Genomic DNA, 14029 nt, shown 5'->3' with positions numbered 1-14029 from the left:
CTTAACAAATCTGAGCGCTAGGCTGCCGCGGCTGCGAGGCGGCCGGCTCAAAGCGTAGACGGGTTCAACGTTCTGCCATGGTCGACAACGATCACCCTTTGGCATGGCGACTTTGATGAAAGATCAGCCTACCCGAAGCGGGCGGGTCGACTGCCTCCAGGGACAGTCGACCCCCACTACCTCGGTTTATTGACCGGTTACTGCAAGACGCGGTGCGATGTGACCGGGTCGAGGGACGATTTCGCCGAGGTGGTCGAGCGCCAGAACCGAGCCGAGGACGAGGCAGCCAGGATCGGTGGACCGATCCTGGTGTGTGACACCGATGCCCGGGCCAAAGCCTTTCTGTATGTGCCCCCGCTTGGCCGCACGACCTCATCGCGTGAGTGATGTCAGCAGCTCCCGCAGCCAGGCGATCTCGGTGCGGCTGGTGGTGGTGGCGATGCGGAACAGCCCTTGGCGGAAGGGGTCGTCGGGGAAGTCGGCGGCACGCAGTGGTCGGTCACCGTCCCAGAAGAAGCTCGCCGGCTGGGTGAGGAAGTCGAGCCGACGCTGCAGGACGGCGGCCTGGCCGGCCGGGTCGTCGAGATGGCGCAGGAAGGCCAGCAGTGTGAACCAGCGGTTCTCGTCGGTGATGAACAGTTCGTCGGGGGTGCGGAGCTGACGTCTCAGCTCCGCCTCCCCGGCTGGGCTGAGGATGAGCACGTGCCGTGGTGCCGCCACCTGGCCGGCCTGCACATCGCGACGGAGAAAGCCCGCACGCTCCATCCGCTTGATCGTCGGGTACAGCGTCCCGTCCGCGATCGGTCGGACGTGGCCGGTGAGTGCGGCCACGCGCCGGCGCAGCTCGTACCCGTGCAGCGGGGCGTCGGCCAGGAAGCCCAGTATCGCGAACTCCAACATCGTGTTAGCTTACCTCCGCAACGGTATACCTCGAAGTCGAGGTATTGATCAGGAGGTACGTGATGCGCGGCGCCCAGGTGCGACCAGATGGCACGACGATCCGCTGGGTGGAGCTGCCCGGCGCCGAACCCACCCGGGTCTACCTGCACGGTCTGGGCGCCTCCTCGCCGGTTTACTACGCAGGAGTGGCCACCAACCCCACACTCGCCGGACGGCGCAGCCTGATGATGGATCTGCTCGGGCACGGCATCAGCGACCGGCCGGCCGACGCCTCGTACACGTTGGAGGAGCACGCCGATCTGCTCGCCACGGCGCTGACCGCGGCCGGCGTCAGCGGCGCGGAGGTGATCGCCCACAGCATGGGCGGCGCCGTCGCCATCGTCCTGGCCGCGCGCCATCCGCACCTCGTCGCCGCGCTGGTCCTGGTCGACGCCACCCTCGACCCGCAGCCTCCGGGCGTCGGCATTCAGGCCCGCTACACCGAGGAGCAGTTCGTCCGCGGCGATGGTCGAGCCGAGACGCTCGACCGCGTCGGCCCGGCCTGGGCGGCGACCATGCGGCTCACCGGTGCGGAAGCGCTCTACCGCACCGCGGCGCACCTTGGCGCCGGCACCACCCCCACCATGCGTGACCTGCTGCTCGACCTGCCTGTGCCGCGTACCTACCTCCACCCGGCCGACAACGAACCGATCGGTGCGCGTGCCCTCAGCGACGCCGGCGTGCGGGTGGTCGCCGTGCCGGACGCCGGCCACAACATCATGTTGGACAACCCCGACGGCTTCGTCGCGGCCACCGCCGCGGCACTGCTGGCGTAGGGCAGGCGGTCGACCCGTAGCCGGAGGGCTCGGCTCAGAACGTCAGCAGCCGGAAGGTGCCCACGGTGCGGAAGCCGAGGCGGCGGTAGACGGGCTCACCGACGGGAGTCGAGGTGAGAGCGGCCGTGCGGACGCCCCGCTCGCCGGCCAGGTCGAGCGCGGCCCTGGTCATTGCCGCGCCGATGCCCCGCCGGCGCTGCTCGGGCTGAGTGCCGACGAAGTACAGCGTGGCCAGGCCGTGGCTGAGCCAGGCGACGGCCGTCCCGACGATCCGGTCGTCGAGGCGGCCGGCCAGCCTGAGCACGGTGCCGTCGCCGGAGAACGCCTTCTCCCGGTCGATCGCCGCCGCCACGCCCTCCGCCGGGATTCCGGACACCCGGGCATACGCCCGGACGAACGTGTCCAGGTCGGTGCTCTCGCTGATGTGCAGCCCGGCGGGCGTCGGAGCGTCGGCCGCGTCACCGATCGCCACGGTCATGATCGGCAGACGGGCGACATCGACGGCGCCGAGGGACGCCAGGCCGTCGGCCGTGCCGGCGTCGCTGTCCGGGCCGACCCACCACACTCGGGGTACGCCGTCGAGGCGGCGCCGGGCCTCGGTGAGGGCATCCTGCGGCGTACGCCCGGTCACGCGCAGCACGCCGTTGAGGGGCGCGTGCGGCACGTCGCTGCGATAGGTCAGTAGGTCGGGGTCCCCGGGCTCGCCAATGTTCCAGCCGAGCAGGTAAGCCCGGTGCGCGGCCAGGACGGTGTCGAGGAACTCCACGAGTCGGATCGTAACGCGGGCCTCTGGGCAGTATGTGGAACGAACGTACAAGTAATGATCGGCGCTGAGAGGTGTGGCTGGCTGCGGTTTCGGCAATCTGCCGGACGGAAGGCGGTCCCACCGGGCTCGCCGTGATGCACGATACTTTGGCGTACGTTCCAGATATTCGCTAGTGTGAGTGCATGGCCCGTACTCGTGAGTTCGACCTCGACGCCGCGGTGGACGCGGCCATGCAGGTGTTCCGGAGCAAGGGCTACGAGGGCACCTCGATCCGTGACCTCGCGGAGGCGACCGGCCTGGGCAGTGGCTCGATCTACGCCGCGTTCGGCAGCAAGGACGGTCTGTACCTGGCCGCGCTCGACCTCTACCGGCAGCGCTACGCCGCCCCGCTGGTCGAGATGCTGCGCGCGGGCAACGACGCCCGCGAGGTCGTCCGTGCGATGTTCGTCGAGCTGGTGGACGACGTCGCCGGCGACGGTCAGCGTCTCGCCTGCCTGATCGTCGGGGCATCGATGGAACGGGCCCACCACGACCTGCGGGTCGCCGAGCGACTCCGCTCGACCACCCAGTCCGTGGAGTTGGCGCTCTACGACCTGCTCGCCGAGGGGCAGCTGCGGGGTCAGATCCCGGCCGACCGCAGCGCCAGCGACCTGGCCGCCTTCCTGGTGACCAGCCTCCAAGGCCTGCGGGTGATGGGCGCCATCAACCCGGACCGAGCGGCCCTGATGCGCTCCGCCGAGGTCGCGCTCAGCTGCCTGAGCTGACCGCCCGCCGTGGGCTGACCGGCACCGCCGCGCGGCGATGGCCTACCCGGTCGCGGAGAGCAGCGCCTCGGCGAGGTCGGTGCGGGCGCTGAGCAGTGTCCGGCCCCGCCGGTGCGTCACCACCAGGCCGGCCGCGCGCAACGCGGTGAGGTGTTGGGAGACCCCGCCGGGCGACATCCCGGCGCGTCGGGCCAGCTCGGTGGTGCTCGCCGGCCCGGTCAGCTCGGTGAGCAGCCGGGCCCGCCCGCGACCGATCACGGCGGCCAGCGCGTCCGGTACGCCGTTCGGGCGCTCCCACAGTGTGCCGAGCCCGCGTGCCGGGTAGGCGAGTTGCGGCGCGCCCCCGGCGGAGACACTCAGCACGGACGGCCAGACGAAGACCGACGGGACCAGCACCAGCCCCGGCCCGTCCGGGACGTCCGGGGCCAGGCAGTGCCGCTGCGCGATGAGCAGGGTGTCGTCCTCCCACCGGACCTGCCGATGCAGGTCGTTGAGGAGCACGGCCGCGCCGTCCTCGGCCAGCAGGCGGGCGCGGGCGGTGACGTCGGTGTCGAGCAGCAGCCGTAGCCGTGGCCAGTGCGGGGCCAGGGCGATCCGCCAGTACGCCTCGATCTCCTCGGTCAGCCGCCGCAGCCCGGCTGGCGGGTCGGCGTACAGGGCGGCGAGCGCCGGGGTTCGGTTGCCCGGGTACAGGTCCAGGTGCGTGCGGACGGAGTCGGCCGGGGTGGCGCGCAGGGCGGCCAGTTCGGCGGCCAGGTCCGGGATGAGACCGGCGGACGGAGGGGTGAGGAAGTCGGCCAGGTACCCGGGCGGGGCCGGCACCAGCTGCCAGAGCAGCCCGCCGTCCGGGCCGGCCAATCCGGCCTCGACCAGCGGTGGACGGACCCGACGTACCCAGGGCAGGTGGACGGCGTGGTCCCCGGGGTCGCGCAGCACCCGGACGCTCGCGACGACCTCCCACAGGCAGGAGACGGCGAACCGGATGCGGGCGACGGCGCCCGCCGACAGGCCGATGGCGACCACGGCACCCCCGTTGGATTCAGCTGGGACTGAAACATTACTGCGGCAGTCGGGGCGGGCCGAGACTTGCCGGGTGAGCGAACACCACACCCGAGCAGAACTGTTCCGATCCCTGCACACCCCCGGATCGCCGCTGGTCCTCGTCAACGCCTGGGATGCCGCGAGCGCCCGGATCGTGGCGGCCGCCGGCGCCCGCGCGGTGGCCACCACCAGCGCCGGCGTCTCCTGGAGCCTGGGCGCCCCGGACGGCGACGTCCTCGGTCGCGACGCGGCCGTCGACCTGGTCGGCCGGGTCGCCGCCGCGGTGCCGCTGCCGGTCACCGCGGACATCGAGTCCGGGTACGGGGCGACGCCGGCGGAGGTCGGTACGACCATCCGCGCGGTGCTGGACGCCGGTGCCGTCGGCGTGAACATCGAGGACGCCCGACGCGAGGCCGGTCCGCCGTTGCGCGACGTGCCCGACCAGTGCGCCCGGATCGGCGCGGTGCGGGCCGCCGCCGACGCGGCGGGGCTGCCGCTCTACGTCAACGCCCGGATCGACACGTTCCTCAGCGGCACCGGCGGCCTGGACGAGACCGTGGCCCGGGCCACCGCCTATCTCGCGGCCGGCGCGGACGGCATCTTCGTGCCCGGGGTGGTCGATCCGGTGACCATCCGCGCGCTGGTGCAGGCGGTGCCGGCGCCGCTGAACGTGCTCGCCGGGCCGGGTGCGCCGGCGGTGGGGGAGCTGGCCCGCCTGGGGGTGGCCAGGGTGAGCCTCGGCTCGGCCGTCGCGGAGGCCGCGTACGCGGTTGCCCGCCGGGCGGCGGACGAGGCGCTCGGCGCGGGCACGTACGACGCGCTGGCGGACGCCCTCGACTACGGCACGCTCAACGCGTTGATGCGCTGAACGGGGAGGGCGGGGCCATTGCCGACGACGCGCCGGTCACCTCGGTCGAGGTGGCCGGCCCGTCGTCGCGTGATCTGCCGGCTCCACCGGCGATGGGCAGGGGTCGGATCACAGCGGCGGGGCGATGTCCCGCCGCTCCTCGACCCGGCGGTACTCCACTGGCTCCTCGACCCGTCGGTACTCGACCGGCTGCTCGCTGGTGGTGACCACCGCGCGGCGGCGACCCCAGATCAGCGTGGTCATGATCAGGCCGAGCACGCCGGCCGCCATCAGGATCCAGCCGACCACGTCGAGGTCGATGCCGCCGACGTTCGCGTCCAGGGCGAAGGTGAGGATCGCGCCGAGCGCGATGAGGAAGATGCTGGTGCCGATACCCACGACAGCCTCCTTAGGGGGTGTGGTGCGCTGTCGAGGTCCTTCAGTACCCCCTCAACAACCAGCGCAATCACCAGGCCGCAGGGTGCCGCGCCCAGCGATCTTGGCGTCGGGTAGAGTTCACCCGTCGCCGGCACTTGCCGGAGACGTGCGGACGTAGCGCAGCTGGTAGCGCATCACCTTGCCAAGGTGAGGGTCGCGGGTTCGAATCCCGTCGTCCGCTCGCGATCCGCCCCGCGATCCTGATTGTCGGGTCGGGCGATCACCACGGGCGATTGGCGCAGTGGGAGCGCGCTTCCTTGACACGGAAGAGGTCACTGGTTCAAACCCAGTATCGCCCACCAGATTCATCCGTAGTGATGCTGAGCTGCGGCGGCGCTCATTCCCCTTTTTCCCTGAGGGTGCGCGCTGGTGTGGTCGCGGCTTCTATGCGGAACACGGGATAGCGCGCCGCTATCGCCTCGAAAGCCGTCAGGGGTGCGCCGCGGTCCACGGGCAGGTGTGGTCGAGCCCCCGGCACCTTCTGCAAGTACCGCTTGAGGATCGGGGCACGCTCTTCGACGGGTACCTCGACCAGTTGGCGGGGCCGGCCGCGGCCGCGTCGGATGGTGACCCGGCCGTCCGCCGCCCGGACGTTGCGGACCCAGTTGCAGTCGTTGCCCAGCATCGAAACCAGGTACCAGACGCCGTCCCGGTCGGCCATGCCGAGCGGGAACCGGGTGATCCGCCCGGTACGCCGGCCCGGCACCTCAAGGGTGACCCAACGTCGGGGCAGCAGGCCGGCACCCTGTACGACCGCCCAGAACCGGGCGAACCGGCGGGCCGTCGAGTTGCCGCGCCCTCCGGTGTACATGGCCCGGAGTTCGTCATCGGCATATGGCCAGCGTGCCATCGGGTCCTCCCAGTGCGCGGCTCGTGCGACGTCGTCTTCCTTCTTCAAAGGTTGCCGATGTCAGACCTGAGATACAGAGTCCAAAGTCCACATCCGGTTCGAGAACGTCATCCGCGACGCGGCCCGCCGACAATCCGGTGGCGGTCCGGATCGGTCGTTGCGAGACTCTGACCTGTGCGAGAGCCGGACCGTTTCCGAGCCGCCGTCGGCGCCTGGGCGGCTGGCGGCACGGATGCCGCGGCGGCCGCCGCGGCGGCCCGTGAGTTGGCCCGCGACGGCCTGGCCACGGTCGTGCTCGTCGAGGGGGTCAGCGACCAGTGCGCGGTGGAGGCGCTGGCCGCACGGCGCGACCGTGACCTGGCCGACGAGGGCGTGTGTGTGGTGCCGATCGGGGGCGCCATGAGCGTCGGTCGGTTCCTGCGGCTCTTCGGTGCACAGGGGCTCGCCCTGACGGTGCGAGGGCTCTGTGACGAGGCCGAGGAGAGCTACTTCCGGCGCGGGCTCGAACAGGCCGGCCTGGGCAGTGGCCTGACCCGGTCGGCGATGGAGGCCCTCGGCTTCTACGTGTGCGTCGCCGACCTCGAGGACGAGCTGATCCGCGCGCTCGGCAGCACCGGCGTCGAGCAGGTCCTCGCGGCGGAGAAGGACCTGGCCAGGTTCCGGGTCTTCCAGAACCAGCCCGCGCAGCGCGAGCGGTCGGTCGAGCGGCAACTGCGCCGCTTCATGGGCACCATGAGCGGTCGCAAGGCCCGGTACGCCCGCGCGCTCGTCCGCGCCCTCGACCCGGCCTGCGTACCCCGACCGTTGGACCATCTTCTCGCCGGCTAGTCCCACCGACCTGCCGCGTCAGCCAGCGGTTCTGCCAGCGGCAGATCCGCTACCGGTGAACATGGGTGTCACCCGCTCTGGCCAGCGGGCAGGGTGGACCGCATGAGACTGCTGGTGCTGGGTGGGACGGGTTTCGTGGGTGGAGCGACGGTGGCCGACGCGGTTCGCCGGGGCTGGTCGGTGACGGTGTTCAACCGGGGGATGCATGGCACGGTCCCGCCCGACGTCCAGCGGTTGCGGGGTGACCGGACGCAGCCGGACGGCCTGGCGGCGCTGGCGGGCGGCGAATGGGACCTGGTGGTCGACACCTGGGACGGCGCCCCCCGGGCGGTGCGGGACGCGGCCCGCGCGCTGGTCGGCGCGGTCCCGCACTACGCCTACATCTCCAGCGGCTCGGTCTACGCCCAGCCGGTGCCGGCGCAGGTCGGCGAGGAGGCGCCCACTGTGGGCACGGCCGCCGCCGACGCCACCGGGGGAGACTACGCGGAGTGCAAGGCGGGCGGGGAGTTGGCCGCGACGGAGGTCTACGGCGAGCGGGCGCTGCTGGTGCGCGCCGGGTTGATCCTCGGGCCGGGGGAGGACATCGGCCGGCTGCCGTGGTGGCTGCAGCGGGTGGCCCGCGGCGGTGACGTGCTCGCGCCCGGCCCCCGGGGTCTGCCCGTGCAGTACATCGACGTGCGCGACCTGACCGCGTGGACGCTGGACCGCGCTGCCGAGCGGGTCGGCGGTGCCTTCAACGTGATCAGCCACCCGGGGCACACCACGATGGGCGAGCTGCTCGACACGGTCGTCGCGGTGACCGGCTCCGGCGCCCGGCTGCACTGGACCGACCCGGGGCCGATCCTGGCCGCCGGCGTGGTCCCCTGGAACGACCTGCCCATCTGGGTTCCGGAGGGTCACGAGTTCCGGTGGATGCAGGAGCGCGGCGTGCAGAAGGCGTACGCGGCGGGGCTGACCTGCCGACCGGTGGCCGACACCGTCGCCGACACCTGGCGCTGGCTGCGCGCGGTGGGGTCGGTGCCACCGCGCGCCGGCCGGCCGGCCCGGGAGCCGGTGGGGCTGGATCCCGCCCGGGAGGCGGAGCTGCTCACCGCCTGACCGGGCGTCCGCCGTCGACGGGGTGCGGCTGGTGATGCCGGCTCAGGCCGGCACCACCGGCAGGTCCAGCACCTCGTCGATGCTGCGGCGCGGGGTCGGTCGGCCGGGCTGGCCGTACCCGATCCGCAGCACCATCTGCGGTGTGCCGAACCGGCCCAGCGACAGCCGCAGTTGCTCCCGCGCGCCGGGCACCTCGATCGGCTGGGAGAGCATCGACACGCTGAGCCCGGCGTCGGTGGCGGTGAGCAGCACCCGTTGCAGGGCCTGCCCGGCGATGACCTGGTCCACCGCGGTGTTGCCCACCGAGCCGAGCACCGCCACCAGCGGCTCCGGCTCGAAGTCCCGCCCAGGGGCCCGGTCGAGCCCGCCGAAGGCGCGCGCCGGCAGCACGTCCTGCGGCTCGCTCTGCGGGCCGCCGGACGAGGAGGGCACGCCGTCCGGTGCGGGCTCCCGGCGTAGCCACTGCTCGCGCTCCGCCCGGTAGGCCGGGTCCCGCTCCAGCACCCGGTGCGCGCTTCGGGCGATCTCGCCGAACGCGGAGACCGCGCTCACCCCGATCAGCATCTCCAGCCAGCACTGCTCGGTGCGGGCCGCCTCGCCGAGCCGCCATCGGGCGTCGGCCGGAACCGGGTTCGGCCAGAACGGCAGCCGGTTGCTGAACCGGCGGGGGATGGCGGCGTACAGGCTCTGCTCGGCGGGGGTGGGCGGGCGCGGGGTGTCCGGCACCAGCCGGGCCAGCAGGTTCGGCTCGGCCGGGTCGGGGCGCAGCCGCACCTGGGCCGGGATGCCGGCGACGGCCAGCGCGATCCGCAGGTTGAACAGCGCGGCGCCGCAGCCGACCCGCACTCCCCACCCGCTCGGGTCGGTCGCCGGCAGCCGGCGGGCCGGGTCGGCCAGCACCTCGATCCCGCCGTCGCGCAGCCGCAACCGCCACGGCTGGGTGTTGTGCAGAGAGGGTGCCCGTACCGCGTCCACGGCGGCGGCCCGCAGCTGTGCGGGGGTGTAGCCGATGTCCATGGCAGGTGCTCCTTTCCCGGTGCCAGCGGCCGATGGTGCCGCGACGCATCCCTACCGTCCGCCCGTCGGGTGGGCGGCGTGCAGGGCCGGACGTCCCGATCCGTCGGGCCCGACCGGCCCCCAGCCCGGGTCCGACCGTCGCGCTGGCCCGACCTCGCGGGCGGAACCGGTGTGATCGGGACCTTCGGCCCGTGCACCCGACGCGGGACCCGGGTAGAAACGAGGAATGATCCGCGTGTTCCTCCTCGACGACCACGAGGTCGTCCGCCGTGGCCTGGCCGACCTCCTGCAGAGCAGCGGCGACATCGAGGTGGTCGGCGAGTCCGGCTCCGCGCAGGAGGCGGCCCGCCGCATTCCGGCGTTGCGGCCGGACGTGGCGATCCTCGACGCACGGCTGCCCGACGGCAACGGCATCGACGTGTGCCGCGACGTGCGCGCCGTCGACTCGTCCATCAAGGGCCTGATCCTCACCTCGTACGAGGACGACGAGGCGCTGTTCGCGGCGATCATGGCCGGTGCCGCCGGGTACGTGCTCAAGCAGATCCGCGGCACCGACCTGGTCGACGCCGTGCGTCGGGTGGCGGCCGGGCAGTCGCTGCTCGATCCGGCGATCACCACCCGGGTGCTGGAGCGCATCCGCAACGGCGTCGAGCAGCCGCGCGAGTTGAAGTCGCTCACCGAGCAGGAACGACGGATCCTGGAGTACGTGGCGGAGGGGATGACCAACCGGGAGATCGCCGGGAAGATGTTCCTGGCCGAGAAGACGGTGAAGAACTACGTCTCCAGCGTGCTGGCCAAGCTGGGCCTGGAGCGCCGCACCCAGGCCGCCGTCCTGGCCACCCGCCTGCTCGGCAAGACGCCCTGACCCGACCCGCGCCGGTCAGTCGCGCAGCGGCACGGACCAGCTCACCTCGGTGCCGTGCGGCTCGACCGGGATGATCGTGAAGGTGCCGGCGTGACGTTCGGCGCGTTCGCGGAGGTTGACCAGCCCGCCCCTGGCGGCGCTCGGATCGCAGCCCACGCCGTCGTCGGTGACCGTCACGGTGACATGGCCGGCGTCGACGCGTACGGCCACGGCGACCTGGTTGGCCTGCGCGTGGCGGACCGCGTTGGACAGCGCTTCGCGTAGTACGGCGGTGAGGTCCGGGCGGATCGCGTCCGGGACGGCGCTGTCCACCGGCCCGGTCAGCTCCAGGTGGGGCTTGTGGCCCAGCGACTCGGCGGCCAGCTCGATCGCCTCGCGGATCTCGGTGCGCAGCGCCGCGGTCATGGGCGTGCGCAGCTCGAAGATGGTCCGGCGGATGTCCCGGATGGTGGCGTCCAGGTCGTCGACCGCCGCGTTGATCCGTTTGGCCACCTCCGGGCGGGTCATCATCGGCGCGGCGCTCTGTAGTTGCAGGCCGGTGGCGAAGAGCCGCTGGATCACGACGTCGTGCAGGTCGCGGGCGATCCGCTCGCGGTCCTCCAGGACCACCAGCAGCTCCCGCTCCTCCTGGCCGCGGGCCCGCTCCATGGCCAGCGCGGCCTGCCCGGCGAAGCTGCCCAGCAGGGCCACGTCGTCCTCGCTGGTGCCGCCGCCGCGTTCCGGCCGGTGCGCCACGACCAGCACACCGTGCAGGGTCTCGGCGGTGGCCAGTGGTGAGATCACCGCCGGGCCGGTGTGCAGCAGCGCGGGCCACGGTGCGGCGTGCGCGAGATCGTCCACCTGGTCGTGGCGGCCCTCGGCCACCGCAGCGCCGAAGCTGGTGTCGGCGGACGGCAGGACCGTGCCGACCAGCGCCCGGGCCTGCTCGTCGGCGCCGTCGACCACCTCCACGGTGAACTGCGTGCTGTCGGTGTCGTAGAGCAGCACCAGCGACAGCTCCGCCTCGGCGACCTCCCGGGCACGGCGGGCGACCAGCGCCAGCGCGTCGGTGCGACGCACCTCGCCGAGCAGCACCGAGGTGATCTCCGCGGTCGCGGCCAGCCAGCGTTCCCGCCGGTGCGCCAGGGCGTACAGGCGGGCGTTCTCGATGGCCACGCCGGCCGCGGCGGCGAGCGCGACCACGATCTCCTCGTCGTCCTCGGTGAACTGCGCGCCGCCCTGCTTCTCGGCCAGGTAGAGATTGCCGAACACCTGGTCCCGGATGCGCACCGGCACGCCCAGGAAGCTGTGCATCGGCGGGTGGTTGGCCGGGAAGCCGTAGGAGCGGGGGTGCTGGGTGATGTCCGGCATCCGCAGTGGCCGGGGGTCGTCGATGAGCAGGCCGAGGACGCCCCGCCCGTGTGGCAGGTCGCCGATCTGCGCGTGCACCTCGGGGGAGATGCCGTGCACGATGAAGTCGTGCAGCAGCCGGTCCGGGCCGACCACGCCCAGCGCGCCGTACCGGGCGCCGGCCAGCTCGCAGGCCGCCTGCACGATGCGTTGCAGGGTGCTGCGCAGGTCCAGGTTGGTGCCGATGGCGACCACCGCGTCGAGCAGGGCGCGCAGCCGCTCCCGGCTGGTGACGACCTCGCCGACCCGGTCCAGCATCTCCTGGAGCAACTCGTCGAGGCGGACCCGCGGCAGCGGGCTGAGCCCGAGCGACGGGGTCACATGGGCTTCCTGACGAGGCTGCGGGGCGCTGTTGGTCATCGAGCGATGGTATCGCCGATGATCGCCGTGGCCAGAACCGTCAACCCCGCTCGCCGCGCACCGCGGTGGTGTCGATCACCTGCTCGGTGGTCAGCCGCGGGGTGTGCGGCGGGCCCGCGTGCGTCGGGTCCGCGATCCCCAATCGCAGCACGAGGTACGGGAAGCCGAGCCCGGCGAGCAGGTGCCGGAGGCTCTGCCGGGTGCCCTCCACCTCCACCACCGAGCTGAGCGGTACCAGCGAGACGCCGAGCCGGGTGGCGGTCAGCCAGGCGGCGGAGAGCGCCTCGCCAGCGCGCAGCCAGCTGTCCGGTTCGTCCTCGTCGCCGTAGAGCATCCCGTACACGGCGGCCCGGTCGTGGCCGGGGCCGATCGGCAGGCCGCCGGGGTGGCCGAAGTCGCGGGCCGGCACGGTGGTCTGCGGAGGCTGCTCGGGCAGCACCTCCGGCGGCAGCCCGGTGCCGGTGCCGGCCCTGCTGGTCCAGTACTCCAGCTCGGCGCGCAGCTGCGGATCCTCGGCCTCGACCGTGTCGGCGTGCCCGGCCGCGGCGGCCAGCTCCAGCACCTGGTCGCCGTCGAGGATCTGCAACCGGCCGCCCTCGGTGGTGACCGCCCGGGTGATCTCCCCGATCGCGGCGGTCGGCACCGGCTCGTCGCTGACTGGCCGCCGGTCGGTGTGCCGGATCTGCATGCACTGCACCATCCGCATGGCGTCCGGGTCGGCCGTCACGCGGGTGAGGGTGGTCAGCCGGGCCAGCAGCTCGCGGTCGCCCGGGTCGGGCATTCGCTCCACCACGGCGCGCCAACCCTCGGCGGCCAGCGCCAGGCGGGCGTGGTGCAGGGCGGTGCCGCAACTGATCGCGAGCAGCCGGCCCTCCGGGTCGGTGGCGGTGAGCTGCCGGTCGGCGACGGTGCGCAGCTCCAGCGCGTCAGGCAGCACCCGCCAGCGCCACGGCTGGGTGTTGTGCAGCGAGGGGGCGTGGCCAGCGGTGGCGGCGGCCTCCGCCAGCGCGGTGGTCAGCTTGCTCTCCTGACTCATGGTCACGACCTTTCCATCTCCGCCCATCGTGCCTCACGGCACGGTGCTGTGCGCGGCTTGCCGGTCCATCCTCTGGCATCCGAGGGAGTCCCGCACGGGCCGCAGGCGCCGATCACATCGCGTCGTTACGCCCGCCGGACCAGGCCCGGGGTCAGCGTTCCCGGACCACCGCGACCGGGCAGTGGGTGTGCTGGATCAGCTGTTGGCTGACCGAGCCGAGCAGCATGCCGGCCAGCCCGCCCCGGCCCCGGCTGCCGACCACCACCAGCCGCGCGTCGCGGCTCGCCTCGATCAGCATGGCCGCCGGGCTGCCCGGGACCAGGTCGACGGTCACGGTCAGTTCGGGGAACGTCCGCCGCCATGGCTCCACGTTCTCCTCCACCGCGGCCCGCTCGTCCGGGACCCCGGCCGCCCCACCGGGGCCGGGCGTCCAGGCCCGCAGGACGCGCAGCGGCACCCGCCGCTGGGCCGCCCGCTCGGCCGCGAAGCCGAGCGCCACCAGCGACGGCTCCGAACCGTCCACGCCGACCGCCACCGGCCCGGCCGTCGCGTCCGCCGGTGCGCTGCCGGCCCCGTCCCGGACCACCACGACCGGGCAGTGCGCGTGTGCGGCAACCGCCACCGCCGTCGACCCGGCCAGCAGCCCACCGAACCCACCGTGGCCGCGGCTGCCGAGCACCAGCAGCCCGGCCTTGGCCGAGCGTTCCTGCAGTACCAGGGCGGGTGGCCCGTCGAACACCTCGCCGGTGACGGTGAGCCCGGGGTGCGCGGCGGCGGCCTTCGCCGCCGCGTCCCGGACCAGTTCCTCCACCTGTCGCCGGGCGGCGTCGTCCGGCCAGATGCCGGGCGCTACGCCCGGGCCGACCCAGCTGGCCACGGTCAGCCATTCGAAGACGTACGCCAGCCGCACCGGCTGGCCGCTGCGCCCAGCCTCGTCCAGCGCCCAGTCCAGGGCCACCGAGGCGTCGGTGGAGCCGTCGTAGCCGACCAGAATTTCCGAGTCGCGCACGTTGTC

Annotated in this window: 15 protein-coding genes and 2 tRNA genes; 8 read left to right on the top strand and 9 right to left on the bottom strand. The window is 73.1% G+C overall.

What is annotated here, in order from left to right:
* Positions 1-372 precede the first annotated feature (372 nt).
* Positions 373-900: a PadR family transcriptional regulator gene (locus tag ACFY29_RS22570; RefSeq protein WP_328425091.1), complete on the bottom strand. Its 528-nt coding sequence runs from the start codon at positions 898-900 to the stop codon at positions 373-375.
* Positions 901-962: 62 nt separating this feature from the next.
* Here ACFY29_RS22570 and ACFY29_RS22565 point away from each other — a divergent pair, with 62 nt between their 5' ends.
* A complete protein-coding gene (locus tag ACFY29_RS22565; protein WP_386989244.1) occupies positions 963-1715 on the top strand; it encodes an alpha/beta fold hydrolase in 753 nt (250 codons plus the stop codon).
* A gap of 34 nt (positions 1716-1749) precedes the next feature.
* On the opposite strand, the gene ACFY29_RS22560 is transcribed toward ACFY29_RS22565, so the two are convergent.
* A complete protein-coding gene (locus ACFY29_RS22560) occupies positions 1750-2481 on the bottom strand; it encodes a GNAT family N-acetyltransferase (protein ID WP_386989241.1) in 732 nt (243 codons plus the stop codon).
* Between the two features lie 182 nt (positions 2482-2663).
* On the opposite strand from ACFY29_RS22560, the gene ACFY29_RS22555 reads away from it, so the two are divergent.
* Positions 2664-3245, top strand: coding sequence for a TetR/AcrR family transcriptional regulator (locus ACFY29_RS22555; RefSeq protein ID WP_386989238.1), 582 nt, complete (start codon positions 2664-2666; stop codon positions 3243-3245).
* Positions 3246-3287: 42 nt separating this feature from the next.
* On the opposite strand, the gene ACFY29_RS22550 is transcribed toward ACFY29_RS22555, so the two are convergent.
* Complete coding sequence (locus ACFY29_RS22550) at positions 3288-4268, bottom strand: helix-turn-helix domain-containing protein (protein WP_386989235.1); 981 nt, start codon at positions 4266-4268, stop codon at positions 3288-3290.
* A gap of 70 nt (positions 4269-4338) precedes the next feature.
* Between ACFY29_RS22550 and ACFY29_RS22545 the strand changes: the two genes are divergently transcribed.
* Positions 4339-5154, top strand: coding sequence for an isocitrate lyase/phosphoenolpyruvate mutase family protein (locus ACFY29_RS22545; RefSeq protein WP_386989233.1), 816 nt, complete (start codon positions 4339-4341; stop codon positions 5152-5154).
* A 108-nt stretch (positions 5155-5262) separates the two neighbouring features.
* On the opposite strand, the gene ACFY29_RS22540 is transcribed toward ACFY29_RS22545, so the two are convergent.
* Complete coding sequence (locus ACFY29_RS22540) at positions 5263-5532, bottom strand: DUF6458 family protein (protein ID WP_386989230.1); 270 nt, start codon at positions 5530-5532, stop codon at positions 5263-5265.
* A gap of 147 nt (positions 5533-5679) precedes the next feature.
* On the opposite strand from ACFY29_RS22540, the gene ACFY29_RS22535 reads away from it, so the two are divergent.
* Positions 5680-5752, top strand: a tRNA-Gly gene (locus ACFY29_RS22535).
* A 46-nt stretch (positions 5753-5798) separates the two neighbouring features.
* Positions 5799-5873 (top strand) — tRNA-Val (locus ACFY29_RS22530).
* Positions 5874-5908: 35 nt separating this feature from the next.
* On the opposite strand, the gene ACFY29_RS22525 is transcribed toward ACFY29_RS22530, so the two are convergent.
* Positions 5909-6421, bottom strand: a complete 513-nt coding sequence (locus ACFY29_RS22525) for a nitroreductase/quinone reductase family protein (RefSeq protein ID WP_386989227.1) — start codon at positions 6419-6421, stop codon at positions 5909-5911.
* Between the two features lie 174 nt (positions 6422-6595).
* Here ACFY29_RS22525 and ACFY29_RS22520 point away from each other — a divergent pair, with 174 nt between their 5' ends.
* Together ACFY29_RS22520 and ACFY29_RS22515 are read left to right on the top strand one after the other, a co-directional pair.
* Positions 6596-7249, top strand: coding sequence for a TOPRIM nucleotidyl transferase/hydrolase domain-containing protein (locus tag ACFY29_RS22520; protein WP_386989224.1), 654 nt, complete (start codon positions 6596-6598; stop codon positions 7247-7249).
* 102 nt (positions 7250-7351) lie between these two features.
* A complete protein-coding gene (locus ACFY29_RS22515; protein ID WP_386989221.1) occupies positions 7352-8347 on the top strand; it encodes an NAD-dependent epimerase/dehydratase family protein in 996 nt (331 codons plus the stop codon).
* A gap of 42 nt (positions 8348-8389) precedes the next feature.
* Here ACFY29_RS22515 and ACFY29_RS22510 read toward each other — a convergent pair whose 3' ends face one another.
* The gene (locus tag ACFY29_RS22510) at positions 8390-9364 is read right to left on the bottom strand and encodes an Acg family FMN-binding oxidoreductase (protein WP_386989218.1); all 975 of its coding nucleotides are present in this window, start codon (positions 9362-9364) and stop codon (positions 8390-8392) included.
* A gap of 226 nt (positions 9365-9590) precedes the next feature.
* Here ACFY29_RS22510 and ACFY29_RS22505 point away from each other — a divergent pair, with 226 nt between their 5' ends.
* Entirely contained in the window at positions 9591-10229 is a 639-nt protein-coding gene (locus tag ACFY29_RS22505) for a response regulator transcription factor (RefSeq protein ID WP_328425112.1), read from the top strand.
* Positions 10230-10244: 15 nt separating this feature from the next.
* Here ACFY29_RS22505 and ACFY29_RS22500 read toward each other — a convergent pair whose 3' ends face one another.
* The 3 genes from ACFY29_RS22500 to ACFY29_RS22490 all read right to left on the bottom strand — a co-directional run bounded on the left by ACFY29_RS22500 (position 10245) and on the right by ACFY29_RS22490 (position 14023).
* On the bottom strand, positions 10245-11978 hold the full coding sequence (locus ACFY29_RS22500; RefSeq protein WP_386989214.1) for a GAF domain-containing protein: 1734 nt from the start codon (positions 11976-11978) through the stop codon (positions 10245-10247).
* A 40-nt stretch (positions 11979-12018) separates the two neighbouring features.
* On the bottom strand, positions 12019-13014 hold the full coding sequence (locus ACFY29_RS22495; RefSeq protein WP_386989211.1) for an Acg family FMN-binding oxidoreductase: 996 nt from the start codon (positions 13012-13014) through the stop codon (positions 12019-12021).
* A gap of 151 nt (positions 13015-13165) precedes the next feature.
* Positions 13166-14023 (bottom strand): universal stress protein, encoded by an 858-nt coding sequence (locus ACFY29_RS22490; RefSeq protein ID WP_328425118.1) that lies wholly within the window; start codon positions 14021-14023, stop codon positions 13166-13168.
* Positions 14024-14029 lie beyond the last annotated feature (6 nt).

Source organism: Micromonospora sp. NPDC000668 (genome assembly GCF_042897975.1).
GTDB lineage: Bacteria > Actinomycetota > Actinomycetes > Mycobacteriales > Micromonosporaceae > Micromonospora.
This window is presented reverse-complemented; position numbering and strand designations above follow the sequence as displayed.

Coding starts and splice junctions, on each gene's coding strand:
- ACFY29_RS22570 (WP_328425091.1), bottom strand. CDS start 900: ATGTTGGAGTTCGCGATACTGGGCTTCCTGGCCGACGCCCCGCTGCAC.
- ACFY29_RS22565 (WP_386989244.1), top strand. CDS start 963: ATGCGCGGCGCCCAGGTGCGACCAGATGGCACGACGATCCGCTGGGTG.
- ACFY29_RS22555 (WP_386989238.1), top strand. CDS start 2,664: ATGGCCCGTACTCGTGAGTTCGACCTCGACGCCGCGGTGGACGCGGCC.
- ACFY29_RS22525 (WP_386989227.1), bottom strand. CDS start 6,421: ATGGCACGCTGGCCATATGCCGATGACGAACTCCGGGCCATGTACACC.
- ACFY29_RS22515 (WP_386989221.1), top strand. CDS start 7,352: ATGAGACTGCTGGTGCTGGGTGGGACGGGTTTCGTGGGTGGAGCGACG.
- ACFY29_RS22510 (WP_386989218.1), bottom strand. CDS start 9,364: ATGGACATCGGCTACACCCCCGCACAGCTGCGGGCCGCCGCCGTGGAC.
- ACFY29_RS22505 (WP_328425112.1), top strand. CDS start 9,591: ATGATCCGCGTGTTCCTCCTCGACGACCACGAGGTCGTCCGCCGTGGC.
- ACFY29_RS22500 (WP_386989214.1), bottom strand. CDS start 11,978: ATGACCAACAGCGCCCCGCAGCCTCGTCAGGAAGCCCATGTGACCCCG.
- ACFY29_RS22495 (WP_386989211.1), bottom strand. CDS start 13,014: ATGAGTCAGGAGAGCAAGCTGACCACCGCGCTGGCGGAGGCCGCCGCC.